Consider the following 17,518-nt stretch of genomic DNA (forward strand, 5'->3'; position numbering starts at 1 on the left):
ATGATCGAGGATCCGTCCCAGCGCATCGGCCGTCCGCGCCAGCTCTACACTGGCGCGCCGCTGCGCGACTACGTGACGCTCGCCCGACGGGGCTGAAGCAAGGCTCTGCAGAGATAAAGCCATGCGCGAAATACACAACCTCTCCCTTGTCAGCCGATACGCCGCATTTGCTGGCTGTGTCACCGTGACGTGCGCCCTCATCCTCGTTCCCGATCCGCAACCCGCCAGTCTGACTCTGGCTGCGGCCTTCGGTCTGCTCTCGCTGCTGGGCAGCTATGACATGCTCCAGAAAAAACATGCCATTACGCGCAACTATCCGATCATCGGACATGCCCGCTTTCTGATCGAAGCCGTACGGCCGGAACTGAGGCAATATCTCCTCGAGACCGATTTCGAAAAGCTGCCGTTCTCAAGAACCCAACGAACCTTGGTCTATGCCCGGGCCAAGAACGAGCCTGACCAGCGCCCCTTCGGAACCCTTGTGGATACGTACTCAGATGGCCATGAGTTCATCGGTCATTCCATCCAGCCGACACTTGCGGCCGATCCATTAGGATTCAGGATCAGCATCGGCAACGATCAGTGCGTCAAGCCCTACTCGGGTTCTATCCTCAACATCTCGGCCATGAGCTTTGGGGCACTGAGCGGCAATGCGATCATGGCCCTGAACCAGGGCGCGAAGATCGGAGGCTTCGCTCACGACACCGGCGAGGGCAGTATCAGCCCTTATCATCGACGCCATGGTGGCGACCTCATCTGGCAGATTGCCAGTGGGTACTTTGGTTGTCGCAATGAGGACGGCAGCTTCTCCCCGGAGCGTTTCTCGGAGCAGGCGTCGGATGATCAGGTCAAAATGATCGAGATCAAGCTGAGTCAGGGTGCCAAGCCAGGTCACGGCGGCATTCTTCCCGGCCACAAGGTCAGTCCGGAAATTGCCCAGACCCGCGGGATCCCAGTCGGCCAGGAATGCATCTCGCCCGCAGCCCACAGCAGCTTTCATACCCCTGTTGAAATGATGGCGTTCGTTGCAAAGCTCCGCAGTCTCTCCGGTGGAAAGCCCGTCGGTTTCAAACTCGCTGTCGGGCACCCGTGGGAGTTCATGGCCATCGTGAAGGCGATGATTGCGACCGGGATCGTGCCGGACTTCGTCGTCGTTGATGGAGCGGAAGGCGGGACAGGCGCAGCTCCGCTCGAGTTCACCGATCATGTGGGAGTGCCTATGCGCGACGCCCTGCTGCTGGTGCACAACACTCTTGTCGGAGCAGGGCTGCGCGACCGCCTCAAGATCGGCGTCAGCGGCAAGATCATCTCGGCATTCGATGTTGCGTGTGCCCTTGGCATTGGGGCCGACTGGGTCAATTCTGCCAGGGGCTTCATGTTCGCCGTCGGCTGCATTCAGGCCCAAAGCTGCCACACCAACAAATGCCCGACCGGTGTCGCCACGCAAGACCCTTTGCGGCAACGCGCTCTCGTTGTCCCTGACAAGGCACAGCGGGTCGCCAACTTTCACAGCAACACGATGCACACTCTCGCCGAGCTTCTTGCCGCGGCGGGGTTGAACCGTCCCTCTGATTTGAAGCCCCATCATTTGGCCCGGCGGATCAGTTCGTCTGAGATCAAGCTGTTCTCGCAACTGCTTCCCTATCTCGAGCCTGGGGAGCTGCTCGGCAACAGGAGCGATCATCCTTTCTATGCGAGCTCCTGGGCCTTGGCGCGTCCGGACAGGTTCGCGGTTTCTGCGGCATAGGTAAGAGGGCTATGTTCATGAGAAGACCCGGGGCCGGCACATGCCGACTGTAGGACTGTCAAATCACGTTCTTCCCTTCCCGGGTACCCTGAACGCCGCATCAAGAATTCAGGCGAGACCATTACCACGAGAGAGGCGTATGGCCATGGACCTTAATCCGCAATGGATCACCCTCATTTCGGCTTCGACGGCAATGATCGCGTCGATCGCCGGACCATTCGTCAACACGCGGATCGCCAAGTTCGAGTTCAAGGCCAACGTGCTGTCGGTTAATCGCCAGAAGTGGATCGATACGATGCGCGACCTTGTGGCGAGCCTCAACTCGCAGCTTCTGATTGCGGCCGCATTCCGCCAGACTCTGGAGGAGCCGACGGGCCTCATCATCGCAAAGGATCCCGAGCTATCCAGGCGCGTGGAGAACTTGTTGCGGACCGTTTCCAAGATCGAGCTCATGCTCAACCCGCTCGAGCAGGACCATCAGCAGCTCAATACCTTGATGAAGGAGGGGATCGACCAGCTTCGCTCTCCATTGCTGGACGATGGCGTCGAGGACCGCATCGAGGCCATCAGCCGCGATATCACCCAAGTCCTGCAAGGTATCCTTAAGCACGAATGGATTCGTGTGAAGCGCGGCGAGTAGCCGTAAAGTCGCGGGTTGCCTTCACCGCGTATCTGGTCAGCGGCATAGAAGCCCGGATCATGCCGGCGACGCGGCGATGGATTTTCATTTTTGCTCAATCCCCAAAAGGCCGGGTGGGGCACGGACAGGTATTCGAAATGCTATTGTTCATGAGGCGACATCGCGAGGATGCTAGTCCATACATCCGCTCCCCCAAGACAGACTGGCGCGTTGCGCTTCTCGTCTGCCCCATGATCGCCTCACTGGTTGCAGGGCCTCCTGTCTTTGCCGACGAGTTCGATCCCCTCGTCGTCTATGAGGAAGCAAGGACTCTGAACGACCAATGGCAGGCTTGCGCCGCCTCGTTCGTAAGAGAAAGGATCCATTCGCGGCAGGATTCAGAGATTCTCGCAAAGGCTGCCTTTGAGGGCTGCCAGACACGGGAGGATAGGCTGAGCAGTTTTCTGGTTGGGAGAATCGGGAGAACAGGAGCAGGCAACGTGATGGCGCTGCTGCTCGAAAAGTACCGAGCGGGTCTGTCTGCCGCCGTCACGGAACTGCGTACACGCCGCTAGAGCATCGGGCATAAAGTGGAATCCACTTTTCGCTGACGCGGACCGCCAGCTCCGCACGATGGCTAGACCTGCCTCGTTGCCCGCCTGAGTGCGTCCAGTCCTTCCGGCGTGATGGCATAAAGAGCAGGTCCGTTCAAGTCGGATGAACTCGCGCCGTCACTTGGAGTTCGTGCGCACCAGCCTCTCTTGAGACAAAGGCCCAAAGGGCCGCTGATGACAGCCCTGGGGCCGCGGGTAAGCTCTCTCAGAAACTCAATTTCGTTGTCGCGCGGATTACGGCGGGACTTTTTCCGTTGATACATCGAAAAACCTTTTGGAGTGCGGGGAGACAGTACTGTCATGATTACGGACCAAGACGCTCCCTGAACCTATCGACGCAACTCTGAGCGTGACAAAATGGTCAGCGGAGACTGAAAAGGCTAGCGGCACTTCCTACGGTCTGCGCCGCTCCCTCCGCCACGGCCTCCAATTGGCCGCTAACACTGGTTTTGCTCTGCGAAATTGTCTGCCCGGCCACGAGCCGCTCGCCGAGCAATCGGACGACCTCAGGGCTTTCCGCGAACTTGCCATGGTTGAGAGGATCGCCGCTCTTGAGGGCTGTCAGATCAAGAACGGTCACACCGGCTTTCTCCAGTTCGGACCGATAGGGCTCGGCCGCCGGGTTGATCTGGCCGAGCCGATCGACTTCGCCACCGATAAGGCGCGAGACGCCAAGGGCCTGATCGTCTTGGGATAGGAAAAGCGTGAGCTTTGGGCGGGACGGACCCAGTTCCTGCGACTGACGGCGAAAGACATCGATGTCGAGATCCGGTGCGGCAAGAATGACGTTCCTGATCTTTGGCGCGACACGGCCGTCGCGGATCGCCATCTGACGCAGGGCTTCGGTCACAAGCCAGCTTCCCATTGAGTGAGCCATGATCGTGACATCGTCGACCGACGGATCCTGAGCAGCGCGCCGCAAAACCTCTTCGAGCTGCGTCCGGGAGTAGTTCGTGCTTTCTCTATCATAGGCGTAATCGAGGACATTGGCCCGCGAGGGCCAGGTGAACAGGATCGGCGCGACGTCAGCGTGGGAGTCGTGGACGATCTGGGCAAAGCGATACACCGCCTCTTCATAGCGGTTGTTGAACCCGTGCACGAAGATCAGGACGCGACGGCTGCGCGGAAGATGCTGATTCAACCATCCACGAATCTGGCCGAGGTCAGACAAGCTCCTGACCTTTGTCGTCGCGAACTCTGTCGAAGGATCTGGAGGTAGGCGCTTCGGCCATTGCACCTGTCCGGCCTGCCGGTTCTCCTCCGGAGGGATTGAGACTGTGATCTCAGTCGTGCGTAGTCCCTGTCCGCGCTCACCCGAGAACAGGACCGCTGGATCCGACGCTGGGGCACGTGTGGTCGCGACAAGAAGGTTTACTTGCGAGGCACCTGGAATGGTCGCCGGAATCGGCGCCAGAACCCCTTTGGGCAAGCCCGCACATCCAATCACACCCATGCAAAGGGGAATGATGGCGACGAGGCGCAGGGTTTGCTGTAGGATGCGCGGTGTTGGGGGCGCCCCTGACGCTTTGACCATCGGTTTCATTATCTGCTGTTTCAAATGATCAGGCTACACGGACGTGTCTTAGTTCAGGCACGAGGTTAATCTACTCGCCAGGTCGGACTGCACTGATCCCCCGAGAGGAAGTGACAGGAGGGACTTTCCAGCACCGTCTGCAACAACCAAGCTCCAGCCGATCAAGTCATGCTCCAGCGCTGGATCTTCCTGCAGCAGTTCCTGAATCGCTCGGAGAGCCTCAGCATGCGCCATCGCGAGGTCTGTGACCTCAATGCCGTATGAATCGGCCAAGAGTTCCTGGTCATTTACAAGATGGAAATAGCAGCGCATGGACTGATCCTGGCAATGGGCTAATCAGGTTGCCTTTAGAGAAGCAAAATTGTTTGGTTCTGAGACTTGGGCCTAACCCGGACAAGTGAGCGTTCGGCCCCGAATGTCCACGCTGAGAACAACGCCCGGCGAAGCGGCGGGCGCTGCTCTTTCTGCACGTGAATCGTTCAGTAGGTGCTGAACTTGTAGTTCAGGCCGGCGCGGATCACGCCGAACTCGGTCTCATCACTGCCCGCGACGACGGGAAGGTCGTCGTCATCCTGCTCGAGGTTGACGTACAGACCTTCGACCTTGGCGGTCAGGTTGTCGGTGAAGGCGTACTCGACACCAGCACCGAGAGTCCATCCGACACTCGTGTCATCCGAATTGCTGAAGCCATTACTGATCTTGCCGTAAGCCAGACCACCGGTGGCGTAGATCAGAGCGCGATCAAAGGCGTAACCTGCGCGGGCGCGCACCGTGCCGAACCAATTGTCGTCATCGCCGTCGCTGTTGAGGCTGGGGATGTTGTTGTCGCCACCGATGTCAGCATACTGGATGTCGGTCTCGAGACCGAGTACGAAGGAGCCGATTTGATAATTGTAGCCGACCTGGCCACCGCCGACGAAGCCGCCCTCGTCGTCGACTTCGTATGCTGTTCCGTTGATCACCACGTCATCGTCATTGGTGTTCCAACCATAGCCGGCGTTCACACCGGCGTAGAAGCCAGTCCAGGTGAAGACCGGAGCAGCCGCCACGACCGGAGCCGGAGCGAAGCGGGAGGGAAGGTCGGCCGCGTGAGCGGCCGTTCCGAGGATGGCAGCGACAGCCAAGGCGGCGAGGTGAGTGTTGAGTCCCCTTCTCATTTCTTATCCTTTCAGTGAGATGGACTGACATCAGGAGGTGCGGGATGCGCTGGGCATCGGCCTCATCTGGATGCGTGGCAAACTTCGCCGCAAACGCTATTCAGGTCCAATATATTGTTTTTCGTCTTACGATTAGGAAAGCATATCAATGACTGGAGGCGGCGTTGCGGCAGGGGCTTGGCAATCGGAAACCAGAGGTTTCTCCAGACGCTGAATTGCTGAAACTGAACCAGCTGGTCCAATGAGGTCAGCGAAAAGCGGTACCCGGAGCAGAAAGACGAGCTCATGATAACAAGCTACGCCGTTGATCTCCAGGGAGCGACACGCTCATGAACGTAACAAGCCTATTGAGAACGTTTTACTGACTCGTAATGGATCAATGCCTCACAAGGGCGCTACAGCTTGACCTCATGGCATCAGGGCTTGAGAAGCGCCCGCCCGGGTTTACCTTTGCTGACGTGCTCGAAAGCCTCGGCTGCGTCCTCAAGTGATCTGATCAGGCCGATGGGAAGGCTGATATCATTCTGTTCGACAAGCCGACGCAGTTCGGACAGGGCCGCCTCATCCGGTCGGAAGAGGGTCCACGCGTAATGCTTGACCCCTTTGGGCAACGTGCTCCGGTGACGTTTCTTGTCAGAGAGGGTACTCAGCACCGCGCGCGTCCAACCGAGTTCGTCGAAGTTTCGCAACATCGGATGCACCGTCGTCGCGTGACCGAGCGCGCCGTCGCGCAGGCAGCCGAGCAATAGAAGATCGTCGTCCCAGGTGGCGAAGTTGAGCGTCACATCAAACGAGCGGCCCAACGAAGCGAACGGCTTCTTCGTGCAGTCGACAACGTCGGCAGCCCCAGCTCCGATGCAGGCGTCGAAGTTAGAAGGCCAGGCGATGGCCGTGACCTTTGCGCCCCATTCGGACAGCATCTGCAACGCCAGGGTTCCAAGACCGCCGGCGGCACCGTGGACCAGCACGCTCTTTCCTGACGCATTCTCTCGCGTGAGTCCCGCTCCGGAGATTGCTAGCCACATCGTCACAAAACAGTAGGGAAGCGCCGCGAGTGCAAGAGGATCCTGCCCTTCGGGTACAGGTAAGAGGTAGTTCGCCTTGACCAGGACATGGCTGGCATGGGTTCCCTCCGCCGAGGTTGGCTTCAATCCGTAAACACAGTCGCCGAGCTGAAATCTCGACACTCCGGTGCCCACGGACGTAACGGTTCCGGCAAGGTCGTTGCCGAGCACCATCGGAAACCTGCTGGCGCCGAGAAGCGAGAGCAGCCGTCGGCCATAGCCCTGGGCGCGGTGCACATCGATTGGATTGACCGAGGCTGCCGCCACGGCGACCTCGACCTCGTCAGCCGCAGGCTTTCGACGAGGGATCTGCCTCATCACGAATCCGCCGCCGCTGCTGGGACCGAGACACATCGATGCCTTGGCTGTTGTCGTGATCATGTTCATGATTTCGTTTCCTCACCAGCGTCAGGTCCGCTGGGTCCTTCCAACACTTCCGATTGGAGTGCATAGCGATCGAGTTCCGCCTGAAGGGTTGTTGCTCCGGCCTCGGTCCGGACTCGGATCACGGGCACTCCCTGCGCATTGCGGACATGCTCGATATCGGCAATGGTCGTGCCGGTTTTCAGCGCCTCAGCGCGGACGACGGCCTCCACCTCAAGCTGCTGCAGGGCCGGCTTAAAGATCTTGCCAACACCTGTCATCGGCAGCGCCGGCACGATGTTCACCTGCTTCGGGACCGCAGCGCGCTCGGGGATGCTCGCGGCCGCAAAGTCGAGCAGCTCTCGGTCCGTGACCGTTGCGCCGGGCTGCGTTTGTACATAGGCCACCGGAACCTCGCCCGCATAGGCATCGGGGCTTCCGATTGCAGCGGCCAACGCCACAGCAGGATGCTTGAGCAGGGCGTCCTCGATCAGCTTCGGATCGATGTTGTGCCCACCCCTGATAATGAGTTCCTTGCGTCGACCTGAGAGCCAGAAGCGTCCCTCTTCATCCTCTCGACCGAGGTCCCCGGTGTTGAGCCAGAGCTCCCCATCGATGTCGATCCACACGTCCCTGTTATGCCGGTCATCCAGATAGCCGGAGAAGACGTTCGGACCTCTGATCGCGAGCGTTCCGATCTCGTGGGTTTCCGCCATACGCAGGAAGTGCCCGGCATCGTCGAGGATGACAGCCCGCATCTGCTGATACGGAATGCGCATTCCAATCGACCCGGGGCGCCGCTCGCCCTCCGGCAGATTGACCGATGAGACACAGGTGCCTTCGGTCAGCCCATAGCCCTCCAAAATCTTGATCGCGGTCTTGGCCTCGAAGCTCTCGATCAGCCTAGCCGGCATGGGTGCCGCGCCACACAGCGCCAACTCGAGGCTTGAGATATCGTTGTCTCCGATCGGCAGGTCGAGCAGCGCGGCATAGATCGTCGGCACTCCGGAGAACATCGAGACGCGGAATTGGGCAGCGATTTCCCAAAACCGGGTCATGACCCCCTTGCTCCGATAGCCCTCGGGCGTGCCGAGCACGACGTGATCGCCTCGCATCCAGGGCAAGAGTCCGGTGACGATCTGCGCGTTGGAATGGAAGAGCGGCAGCCCGCAGAAGAAGGTGCGCGGCGCGGCTCTGGGACCGAGGATCTGGGCCGTGGACCACGCATCGAAGACTTCGTTGCCATGTGTGCGGACCGCGATCTTGGGCAGACCTGTCGTGCCGCCGGTGCAGACGTATGATGACGTCGAGGATGGCGAGATCCGTTGCGGCGCGACGAGCCGATCCGACGGCTGTTCCTGCAGAGCTCGCCGGAAGTCGACGATGTCGAATCCAAATTCAGCGAGATCCGGCTCCTCGTCTCTGGACAGAGACACCGCACCTCCTGCGTATCTCGATAGATCGACCCAAGCGACGATTCGAAGGTTTGGCAGCATCTGAAGATGTGGCGCGAGCCTCGTCCATAGATCGATACCGGGCGCAGGCCCCAAGGTCACCAGCACCCGCACGCGTGCAGCGCGCAACAGTTCCGCGATCTGGCTGGGATCCAGCAGATGATTGATCGCGAATACGACGCCGGCCGCTTCGCCACCCCAGATTGTGAAATGGGTTTCCGGCAGGTTTGGTAGCACGAAGGCGACCGGATGGTCGGCACTGACACCGAAAGCGTGAAACGCATTCGCAGCGCGGGTGACGTCGGCCAGCAATTCGGCATAGGACCATGTGAATACGTGATCATAGGTGTCGGATGCCAGAAAGAAGGAGAGCGCTTTGGCGTCGGGCGTACGCTGGGCGGTGGCGGCGAGCGCCTCATAGGTTGTCCGAGGCAAGCCGCGATCTGCGAGCGGCAGCGCCTCCATGGCTTCGATATCGGCAATGCTTCGGATCGGCATCGGTCACGTTACCTGTGCGACAGTGAGGAAACAGCGGACGAGGTCGCGGCAGCGGATGGCAACATCAACGCTGCCACTTGCGGCTGGGCCTGGAGAGGCTGTCCTTCAAGGCAAGCATTCGTTTGAAACGTGCCCGGTCGTTGACAGCTATCTTGAGCAGCTTCCACAGACGCCGTGGGGTCAGCCGGGCATCAATGAAATCATCCGGCAGATCAGGCCCCCACTGGTAGAGCCCTTCGCGATCCATCAGGTGGTAGCCAGGCGGCTGGTCGGCATCGAACAGGTCGCCATCGGCATAATGCTCGTGCTTCTGGCCCCACGGATCGCGCCAGTAGTCGAAAATCTGGCTCCCGAGGAGATGGCGGCCGACACCCCAGGCATGCCGGTAGCGGCTCGCCATCATCACCTGCTGACCCATCTCTACGGCATCGAGATCGATGACCTCGAAAGCCACATGATCGACCTTCGACTCCAGCCCCGTGGAGACGAAGAGGGTGTGATGATCCGTAGGTTCGGCGCCGCGATCCAAGCGCATGAAGGAGGCAATCGGCGTGCCGTCGGGCAGGCACATCACATCGGATGGGATGAAGCCGAACGTGTCCATGTACCAGCGCACGCTTCGATCGAAGTCCGGCGTTTCCAGGACGAGGTGCCCGAGCTTCGTGACCTGCGGCGGCTCGAACTTCGGGCGCTGGGTGTCGTTGACGCGAATGATATGATAAGGAGCATTGTGCTGGATTGGCGGACGGACCGGCAAAGGCGTGCTTGGCGTCATTCCGTGCAGAACGTCCACCGCAACGCCTTGGGGATCGCGCAGGCGCACCACAAACCCGCTGCCCGGTCCGTCGGCACGCTCTACGCAAGTGCCGAAAGCCTTGGACAGCGTTTCGAGATCCTCCGCCGCCGAAACCGAAAGGCCGAGACCGTGAAAACGGGCTCGAGGCCCGCGCGTGACCCGGTAGATATAGGGTCTCGACCCAGTGCCGCGCATGAACAGCTCGTTGTCCCTTTTTTCGGCGCGAACCAACCCGAAGTCGCGAAGATAGGCCTCGGCTTTATCGAGGTCGGGGCGTTCAAAGTGGGCAAACAGAAGTTCGCGCGCCTTCACCAGCGGTGAAGGGCTGCGCGGCAGCTCGATGCTGCCGGGGCGATGCTTGACAGCGGTTTGGAGAGACATCGGCGATTCCTTCGGGCTAGGCCGCAATCCGAGGCGCAGCCTTGGGGCTGCACGCCGCGAACATGTTCAGGACAGTCAGATCCTGCGCTCGTGGATCAAGGCGCGCGGCGATGAAGCGGTCGGGACGGACGAGGAGGGCGCGAACGCCATGACGCTTCACCCACATCGCAAAGGAAGGGTCATCGCATTGCACCGCCGTCGCCACGATGCGCTCGTCGTGGCCATTCAGGCAGACGAAACGCGTGCCAAGAGCTTCGAGGATGGCGAGATCGCGCGGCGACAGCATGCTGATCGGATCGACCCCGATACCGAGCGCCAGCCACTGGTGGCAGGTCTGAAGCGTGTCTAACGGCACCGCTTCCTGCGTTGATCGAACACAAGGCTGCGGCATCATCTGACCGATCAACGGATCCCTATCTTCGGTGGTCAGCGCGCTGCGGCCGATAGCGGGCGGCGGCAGCACGCCGCCGCGGCCGATGAAGGCGCGGAAACGGCGCGACATGTTGAGACAGGCAAAGACGCCGTCCCGCGCCATGGCGATGCCCCGGCTTGTCGGCATGATGAGGAAGCCGAGACGGCGCGAGACGTTGACCAATCTGCGGACCACGGGAGCCCGCTCGGCCTCGTAGCTGTCGAGGATCGCTGCCGGCGCGAGCCCCTTGACGACGGTGGCAATCTTCCATGCGAGATTGACCGCATCCTTCATGCCGCTGTTCATCCCCTGGCCCGCGAAGGGCGGCATCAGATGAACGGCGTCGCCGGCGAGGAACCCGCGATTGTTGCGCCAGCGATCAGCAACGCGCGCATGGAATGTATAGACGGCCTTCCGCTCGATCCTGATCGAACGATATCCAAAATTGTCGGCGATCAGCGAGCGGATCCTGGCATCCTCAAGCAGTTCCTCATGGCTCTCGTCAGGAAGCCGCATGAACTCCCAACGGACGCGGTCGCCGACGGCCGGGATTTCCACACGAGGGCGCCGCGGGTCACAGTGAAAGCTGATCCTCTTGACATCATGATCCTGGACGATCGCATCGACGACGAGCCAGTGCTGCGCGAAGGTCGAGCCGATGAGCTTCGAACCAAGCATGTCTCGCACTTGGCTTGTTCCGCCGTCACACCCGACGATGAATTTCGCACGAATGTTGCGTAATCCATCCGGCGTCGACACCAAGAGGCCCGCGTGATCGCTATATTGCTGCAGGCCCACCACCGTGTGCTCGAACAATACCCTGACGTTGGCGAACCTCGACAATCCGTGAAATAGGACTTTCTCGAACTGCGGCTGATAGAAGGTGCCGAGAGTGGAATGCCCGTGAGGTCCGCAAGCAAGCGGATGCATTTCCATCAAGGTGCGGCCGCGGGCGTTGATGTGGCGAACAAGCGGACCTTGGACGAGTTCGGGCGCGATCTCGTCGAAAAGACCGACCATAGCGAATGACCGCAACGTCTCGGCATCGTAAGCAATGGCCCGCGGGATGCCGCGAAGACATTCGCTGCCTTCGAGGAGGGCAGTCTCCACGCCTGAATGACCAAGCAGATTCGCCATCATCAGGCCCACGGGGCCTGCTCCGATGACAGCGACGTCAACTTCTGCCCACGACGTTGGTCGGGCGACGGGTTCCGGTATCATTTGCGCTTCCTCCTGCTGGCTTGTTGGCCGCCAGCTTATACTTGAACAATTTAGTCATAACGACTAAATAGTCAATATGAGAACAGGCCCTGCGGCAGCGCGCCCCGCAGTTTGGAAGACCTGAAGGCATGAGAAGACAACGGCGCGATCTTCGGGCAGACAATCAAGGGAGGTCAAAATGGCGACCAATCTCGTGCACTTCGAGAAGCAGGACAGAGCGTGGTGGGGAGTGGTGTCGGAGGGGGGGATCACACCGCTCGCCGACGCCTATCCAACCACTGCGGCTTTGATTGAACAAGGCGAAGCCGATTGGCGTTACGCGCGAGAGCAGACGCCGAGTGTCGATATTGAGGACGTTAGGATCCTGTCGCCGATCACCACCCCTTGCCGGATTTATTGCCAGGGCGCGAACTACCGCCAGCATATGATCGAATCCGGAATGAATCCGGATGCCAAAGTATTCAACATGTTCTTCACGAAGTCCGACGCTTCGATCGCTTCGACACAGGAGGCCGTCGCACGACCGTCCCATGTGACGCTGCTGGACTACGAGATCGAGCTCGCCCTGGTCTTCCGCCGGCCGATCTCCTCCGCAGTGACTGTCACCCCGGACATGCTGGCTGACTACGTCTTCGCCATCGCGATCGCGAACGATCTCAGCGCGCGCGATGTCCAATTGCCGCAGACGCAATTCTTCAAGGGAAAGAGCTATCGCGGCTTTTGTCCGATCGGCCCCTGGCTCACCGTTCTGGAAAGGGAAGAGTTCCACAGAATTGACGACTTGGAACTCCAGCTCTCAGTGAATGGAACGGTGCGGCAGCGCGACAATACCTCCGCTCTCGTGTTCAAACCTGCCGAGACAATTTCCGAATTGTCCACCTTCGCCAACATCGCTCCCGGGGATGTCCTCCTGACGGGCACGCCGAGCGGCTGTGCGCTTCGCGTGCCGCCCCCTCCTGTGCGGCGTTTGCTGCAACTGCTGCCTGAGCGCAGGTTTTGGAAGCTGTTTCTCAAGTCGCAGGGACGCCGACCCCAGTATCTGAAACCCGGCGACCGCATCAACGCACGGATCTGGAGCCGCGACGGCTCACTCGATCTCGGCGAACAGATCACCGAGATCGTTGCCTGAGGCAAGTGGCCCGCAAGGTCAGGCGGCGCTGTCGGTCGTGCGCTTCGGTTGCGGCTTCGAGCGCCCCGATCTGGTCCGGGATGCGTCCCTCTGGGGAGCAGGCAAGCGCGCGAGAACGGATCTCGTCTGCCGAGCATCAAGGCCGATCGCCCGCAGGATTGCGGCGATAGCCGGGTTACGATCCCGGAATGACAGCCTGCCTTGGCCAAGGGCGCGCGTCAGCTGGAGAATAATCCCGATGACGATCTCCAGATTGAGCTCGGCAGACGCCTCGCCGCGTGGCAAGGCCTTCGAGAGCTGCTGGAGGTCCTCGAGGAGGCGGCGTCGGACGACCTCGCCCCATTGGGGAGTTGCCAGCAGGAACTTCGAGGTCAGCGCTCCCCATCGAGCGTCGTCGAGGGCCTTGTCAATGAATGAGCTGCATCCGAACGCAATACGGAGCGCGGGGTCGTCAAGAGAGAGCCTGACCGGCTGCAGCAATTCGTCCAAGGATCTGACCAGCTCCTCCGCGACTGCTGCGTTCAGTGCGTCAAGTCCGGTGAAATGGACATAGAAAGTCCCCTTCGCAACCTCAGCCTCCCGGACCACGTCATCGACGGTGACGGTTTCCACCGCCTGCCTCGCATAAAGCGAATTGGCGGCGGCGACGAGCTGAGCACGGGTTCGCGCGCGCTTCTCGCGCCCGATTTCGGCTCGGCGGAGCGGATCGATCTTTGCCATGGCTCAAAGCTTCCAATGTCATATTGTACATAAGTCACAATGACGATAACGTCCAGACTGACAATGCCAGTCGCAATGCATTGGTCGCCTGGCCTCCAATGCCGTCGGGACCGGCGCCGATTGCGATCTTGGGCCTGTGCTCTTCGCCAATGATTTCGCTCCCGTCTCGGACGTCTCTCGCACCCGGGCTGCTCCGGCCATAACGGCTTGCTTCGGATCGGGCCCGCGAAATCGCCAGCCGTTCGACCGCGCCGGCGCAGGGCCTCGACCTGCTCGCTGCGATCGTTGCTGACGATGCTTTCGAAATCGCCGCTGCGTCAGGCCGCCCAACTATCTCCTATACCCCCGACGTCCCAATTGCGGGCACGCGTTGCGGCAGCGCTTGGACTCATATTGACCATTTAGTCGTTTTGACTGCAGTGTTCAATTATTGGCTGGCGGCAACAAACCAGCAGGAGGAGACGCTAATGAACACGGAATCCGTGTCTGAACCGACGTTGTGGGCCGAGATTGACGTCACCGGTATCGGAGCAAGGCCTGTGCAAGAACAACCGCACCGGAAAGCCCGCGCCTGGTGGTGCGGCGGCGCGAGACGATACGGGCCTCCCGTTCCCAGGCGCAGGGCGCTTCACATGAATCAATTTTCTCGTTTTGCGATGCTGGCCGCCGTGTCGTTGGCGGCCAGCATCGCAGCCGCGGACAGCGCTTCGGCTGGCGGCTTCGCCATCCGCGAGCAGAGCGCGACAGCGCAGGGCTCCTCCTATGCCGGTGCCGCCTCGGGCGCCGGCGGCCCGTCGTCCATGTTCTGGAACCCGGCGACGATCACGACGTTGCCGGGCTGGCAGAACCAATGGAATGCCTCGGTCATCATGCCACGCTCGGAAATCGACCCGCTGCCGTCCACACCGACGATCCCGTTTGGAGGCTCGGGGGACATCGCCCAGGATGCCATCGTTCCCACAAGCTATCTCTCCTACCAGCTCAACGAGCGCCTGTGGCTCGGTTTCGCGAGTTCGACGCCCTTCGGTCTCGTGACGGATCCGCGTCAGAACTGGTCCGGACAGGTCTATTCCCGCTCGTCCCGGATCTTCACCGCGAACCTCAACCCGATTGTCGGCGTGAAGCTGAACGACTGGCTGTCCGTCGCAGCCGGTCCGATGATCGAATATTTCGACGTGCGCCTGAAGAACGCTGCCGGCATCGTGCCGAATGATCCGAGTGCCATTCTCGAGGGCGACGACTGGGGTGGGGGCTTCACGGCCGGCGTGACCATCACGCCGGTTGCCGGCACCACCCTCGGCATCGGCTATCGCTCCTCGATCCGCCACACGCTGGAGGGGACCCTGGCGACGCCGGCCGGGATCTTCGGCCCCTCGGCCCTGAAGTTCCCGGTCAAAACCAATCTGAACACGCCTGATCAGGTAACCGTCGGCCTGTCCCAGGTCATCACGCCCGCCCTGACGCTGCATGCCGGGTTCGAGTGGCAGAACTGGAGCCGGGCCGGCGATCCGGCGATCGTCGGTCCGAGCGGTGCGCCCATCTCGCATCTCCCCCTGAACTATGACGACGGCTACTTCTACGCGCTCGGCGCGGACTACAGGCTCAACGAGCGCTGGATCCTGCGCGCGGGTTTTGCCTACGAGCAGTCGCCCATCGACACGGCGGTGCGTTCGACCCGCCTGCCGGACAGCGATCGGTACTGGGTGTCGATCGGCGCGTCTTACCAGTACAATGAGAAGCTCTCGTTCGATGTGGCCTATACCCATGTGTTCCATAAGGATGCGGACATCCGGATCGTGCCGGGTCATCAGGACTATGCTGGCCTTCCGTTCGTGGCCGAGGCGGAGACGGACGTGAACCTCATCTCAGCCGCGCTGCGCTACCGCTGGGATGACCCGGCGAAGCCGTTTCCAGCCCCGATCGTTCGCAAGAACTGACACTGCCTTCTCCCGGCAGTGCCAATGTAAGGCTTCAGATAGGCTCGCCCCTCCTAGAGCATCAGATGAGGCCGTCTTCGCGACCCTGGTCTCCTCGGCCTGCATCGGGTAGGCCTGCGTTCAGGATCTGCGGTAATCTTCAATCACCTGCCGCCCATCGATATGCCGGACGTGGCGCGGAGAAGGCCCACGTGCCAGCACATCGACAGCTTGGCGCCCAACTTCGATTGCTCGAATGGTGGTGATGATCGGTTCGAGCATCACCTGTTGGAATCGGATTCTATCTCATACATTTGCCGACCCGGCCCGCATCGTGATAAGCTGCTTCAGCACCTCGGGATGGAAAAGGTCTAAAACCTCGCGGATCGAATCTTTGAAATCTGTCGTGTCAGCCTGTGGCGCCTCTTTCCTTACGAGGCTGTGAATCCGGCTTTCCTCATGAGGCTGTGAATTCGGCTGATGACCTCGCCAGCACGATCGGCATCCGTGAGGATGCGTTCGACACATCGCTTCGCTTCTTCGACGTCAGGTGGATCTGTCGTGAGCCAGCGCAGGCTCGCATTCGCACTCTTGACCACAGCGGCGAGCGGCTGCTTGAGTTCGTGGGTAATCGCGGCCGTGAGTTGTCCCGGGGCAGCGAGGCGATCCCCGTGAGCTAATTCGATCTGCACTTCACGATACTTCGCCTCGCGGCGGGTAATTTCCAAGGCGATGGCAGCTTGCGCTGCAAAGTCCACGATCAGTTTGAGTTGTCTATCCGTGAACGGCCGCACCTCAGGACGGAGAACGCCGATGGTTCCAATCAACTCATCTTCCTTGAGCATTGGCACGAGCAGGCAGGTCCGACCACCGGCTAATTCGACCGCAGCCACGGTGCCGGTCTCACGGCGGGAATAAGACTGATCTTCTGTCAAATTGCCTATGTGGATTGGTGCGCTGTCTCTGATGAGGCGTCCAAGGGGACTTTCTGGAGGGATTTGATGCTCGGGTCCTTCCGGCAAATGCAGGGCACTCGCCGCCGGCCCTCTTTGCGCAACGACGTAAACGCTTTCATTCCGGAGAAGGAATAAAGCACCGACGTTGGCCTGGCAGAGGTCCGTGGCGCTGTCGAGGATCGCGTCGAATACGGGTTGCAGGTCGTCCGGCGAGTTGGCGATGACGCGCAACACGTCCGAGACGGCTGCGCGATACCGATCGACCTCGGCCAGTTCTTCTTGCAACTCCGAGCGGGTCGGCACGCGATAGCGAGGTGCCTTGACACCTCGGACGATCTCCTGGTTCTGGCGGAGCCGATTCATCGTCCTACTGCCATATGAGCGGCTGTTTCCCGCTATTCTGGGTGCCTCAACATACAACCGCAACTGGAACATACCAACAGGAGATTATCGGTTCTGATGGGCTGGGCATCCCAAAGGGCCTTAGTGTGCCAAGGTGCAGGTGCTGAGCATGGTCAAGTGACATGCCGATGCAAAGCATGATCACCCGAGATACTCCGCTCGGCGCTCATTTCTTCGAGGTTCTGAAGGGAGATTATGCGCCAATTACCAGCGCACGCAGAACCGGACCGGAAATAATCGAATACCTGCTCTTGAACGGACTGTTTAACGCCTCGTAGCAGCAGGTGGCGTGGCAAGGTTGGCGAGATGGTTCCATCCCTTACTTTTGCCCGTTCTCCGTCACCATTCGGGGCAACTTGACGGTAGTCATGCCAGAGAGCACAGTTGTACAGCGTCTGATCGCTTCTTGAAGCGGGCGTCGACGGCCCGGTCGTGGTCACTCTGTTGGTGACCGCGCCAAGCTCGGCCGAGACAGGACGGCGTAGCGACTGTCCGACCGCTCTGACATCGTAGGGTTGACGGCTGTCCATCCTGC

The 17,518-nt window shown here is 60.4% G+C and carries 14 protein-coding genes; 5 read left to right on the plus strand and 9 right to left on the minus strand.

Going from position 1 to position 17,518, the window contains the following annotated elements; genetic code table 11:
- The first annotated feature begins 121 nt into the window (after positions 1 to 121).
- The 3 genes from DC522_RS25110 to DC522_RS25120 all read left to right on the plus strand — a co-directional run bounded on the left by DC522_RS25110 (position 122) and on the right by DC522_RS25120 (position 2,941).
- Positions 122 to 1,747 carry an FMN-binding glutamate synthase family protein gene (locus tag DC522_RS25110; RefSeq protein WP_116531333.1) on the plus strand — a complete coding sequence of 542 codons (1,626 nt, stop codon included), beginning with the start codon at positions 122 to 124 and terminating at the stop codon, positions 1,745 to 1,747.
- Between the two features lie 139 nt (positions 1,748 to 1,886).
- Positions 1,887 to 2,387 carry a hypothetical protein gene (locus DC522_RS25115; RefSeq protein WP_116531334.1) on the plus strand — a complete coding sequence of 167 codons (501 nt, stop codon included), beginning with the start codon at positions 1,887 to 1,889 and terminating at the stop codon, positions 2,385 to 2,387.
- A gap of 149 nt (positions 2,388 to 2,536) precedes the next feature.
- Positions 2,537 to 2,941: a hypothetical protein gene (locus DC522_RS25120; RefSeq protein ID WP_133239365.1), complete on the plus strand. Its 405-nt coding sequence runs from the start codon at positions 2,537 to 2,539 to the stop codon at positions 2,939 to 2,941.
- Positions 2,942 to 3,341: 400 nt separating this feature from the next.
- On the opposite strand, the gene DC522_RS25125 is transcribed toward DC522_RS25120, so the two are convergent.
- The 7 genes from DC522_RS25125 to DC522_RS25155 form a co-directional block, all read right to left on the minus strand.
- Positions 3,342 to 4,514 (minus strand): alpha/beta hydrolase, encoded by a 1,173-nt coding sequence (locus DC522_RS25125; protein ID WP_165820304.1) that lies wholly within the window; start codon positions 4,512 to 4,514, stop codon positions 3,342 to 3,344.
- Positions 4,515 to 4,562: 48 nt separating this feature from the next.
- Positions 4,563 to 4,826: a hypothetical protein gene (locus DC522_RS37415; RefSeq protein WP_116531336.1), complete on the minus strand. Its 264-nt coding sequence runs from the start codon at positions 4,824 to 4,826 to the stop codon at positions 4,563 to 4,565.
- Between the two features lie 167 nt (positions 4,827 to 4,993).
- Complete coding sequence (locus DC522_RS25135) at positions 4,994 to 5,671, minus strand: outer membrane protein (RefSeq protein WP_116531337.1); 678 nt, start codon at positions 5,669 to 5,671, stop codon at positions 4,994 to 4,996.
- A gap of 416 nt (positions 5,672 to 6,087) precedes the next feature.
- The gene (locus DC522_RS25140) at positions 6,088 to 7,122 is read right to left on the minus strand and encodes an alcohol dehydrogenase catalytic domain-containing protein (RefSeq protein ID WP_116531338.1); all 1,035 of its coding nucleotides are present in this window, start codon (positions 7,120 to 7,122) and stop codon (positions 6,088 to 6,090) included.
- Positions 7,119 to 9,050, minus strand: a complete 1,932-nt coding sequence (locus tag DC522_RS25145) for an acyl-CoA synthetase (RefSeq protein WP_116531339.1) — start codon at positions 9,048 to 9,050, stop codon at positions 7,119 to 7,121. The genes DC522_RS25140 and DC522_RS25145 overlap by 4 nt, the downstream gene beginning before the upstream one ends.
- A 64-nt stretch (positions 9,051 to 9,114) precedes the next feature.
- On the minus strand, positions 9,115 to 10,227 hold the full coding sequence (locus tag DC522_RS25150; protein WP_116531340.1) for a VOC family protein: 1,113 nt from the start codon (positions 10,225 to 10,227) through the stop codon (positions 9,115 to 9,117).
- Between the two features lie 16 nt (positions 10,228 to 10,243).
- Positions 10,244 to 11,860: a bifunctional 3-(3-hydroxy-phenyl)propionate/3-hydroxycinnamic acid hydroxylase gene (locus tag DC522_RS25155; protein ID WP_116531341.1), complete on the minus strand. Its 1,617-nt coding sequence runs from the start codon at positions 11,858 to 11,860 to the stop codon at positions 10,244 to 10,246.
- A gap of 178 nt (positions 11,861 to 12,038) precedes the next feature.
- Between DC522_RS25155 and DC522_RS25160 the strand changes: the two genes are divergently transcribed.
- The gene (locus DC522_RS25160) at positions 12,039 to 12,989 is read left to right on the plus strand and encodes a fumarylacetoacetate hydrolase family protein (protein WP_116531342.1); all 951 of its coding nucleotides are present in this window, start codon (positions 12,039 to 12,041) and stop codon (positions 12,987 to 12,989) included.
- An 18-nt stretch (positions 12,990 to 13,007) separates the two neighbouring features.
- Here DC522_RS25160 and DC522_RS25165 read toward each other — a convergent pair whose 3' ends face one another.
- Positions 13,008 to 13,709, minus strand: a complete 702-nt coding sequence (locus DC522_RS25165) for a TetR/AcrR family transcriptional regulator (protein ID WP_116531343.1) — start codon at positions 13,707 to 13,709, stop codon at positions 13,008 to 13,010.
- A 632-nt stretch (positions 13,710 to 14,341) separates the two neighbouring features.
- Here DC522_RS25165 and DC522_RS25170 point away from each other — a divergent pair.
- The gene (locus DC522_RS25170) at positions 14,342 to 15,646 is read left to right on the plus strand and encodes an OmpP1/FadL family transporter (protein WP_116531344.1); all 1,305 of its coding nucleotides are present in this window, start codon (positions 14,342 to 14,344) and stop codon (positions 15,644 to 15,646) included.
- 410 nt (positions 15,647 to 16,056) lie between these two features.
- Here the strand turns inward: DC522_RS25170 and DC522_RS25175 are convergent, their stop codons facing one another.
- Entirely contained in the window at positions 16,057 to 16,884 is an 828-nt protein-coding gene (locus DC522_RS25175; protein WP_165820303.1) for a GAF domain-containing protein, read from the minus strand.
- Positions 16,885 to 17,518: the final 634 nt, after the last annotated feature.

The organism is Microvirga sp. KLBC 81 (assembly GCF_003075415.1).
Taxonomy (GTDB): Bacteria; Pseudomonadota; Alphaproteobacteria; order Rhizobiales; family Beijerinckiaceae; genus Microvirga.

What these genes read in the sequence shown, in the direction of transcription:
- DC522_RS25150 (WP_116531340.1), bottom strand. Translation starts at nt 10,227, where the DNA reads ATGTCTCTCCAAACCGCTGTCAAGCATCGCCCCGGCAGCATCGAGCTG.
- DC522_RS25165 (WP_116531343.1), bottom strand. Translation starts at nt 13,709, where the DNA reads ATGGCAAAGATCGATCCGCTCCGCCGAGCCGAAATCGGGCGCGAGAAG.
- DC522_RS37415 (WP_116531336.1), bottom strand. Translation starts at nt 4,826, where the DNA reads ATGCGCTGCTATTTCCATCTTGTAAATGACCAGGAACTCTTGGCCGAT.
- DC522_RS25135 (WP_116531337.1), bottom strand. Translation starts at nt 5,671, where the DNA reads ATGAGAAGGGGACTCAACACTCACCTCGCCGCCTTGGCTGTCGCTGCC.
- DC522_RS25110 (WP_116531333.1), top strand. Translation starts at nt 122, where the DNA reads ATGCGCGAAATACACAACCTCTCCCTTGTCAGCCGATACGCCGCATTT.
- DC522_RS25115 (WP_116531334.1), top strand. Translation starts at nt 1,887, where the DNA reads ATGGCCATGGACCTTAATCCGCAATGGATCACCCTCATTTCGGCTTCG.
- DC522_RS25120 (WP_133239365.1), top strand. Translation starts at nt 2,537, where the DNA reads ATGAGGCGACATCGCGAGGATGCTAGTCCATACATCCGCTCCCCCAAG.
- DC522_RS25145 (WP_116531339.1), bottom strand. Translation starts at nt 9,050, where the DNA reads ATGCCGATCCGAAGCATTGCCGATATCGAAGCCATGGAGGCGCTGCCG.
- DC522_RS25160 (WP_116531342.1), top strand. Translation starts at nt 12,039, where the DNA reads ATGGCGACCAATCTCGTGCACTTCGAGAAGCAGGACAGAGCGTGGTGG.
- DC522_RS25170 (WP_116531344.1), top strand. Translation starts at nt 14,342, where the DNA reads ATGAATCAATTTTCTCGTTTTGCGATGCTGGCCGCCGTGTCGTTGGCG.
- DC522_RS25140 (WP_116531338.1), bottom strand. Translation starts at nt 7,122, where the DNA reads ATGAACATGATCACGACAACAGCCAAGGCATCGATGTGTCTCGGTCCC.
- DC522_RS25125 (WP_165820304.1), bottom strand. Translation starts at nt 4,514, where the DNA reads ATGGTCAAAGCGTCAGGGGCGCCCCCAACACCGCGCATCCTACAGCAA.
- DC522_RS25155 (WP_116531341.1), bottom strand. Translation starts at nt 11,860, where the DNA reads ATGATACCGGAACCCGTCGCCCGACCAACGTCGTGGGCAGAAGTTGAC.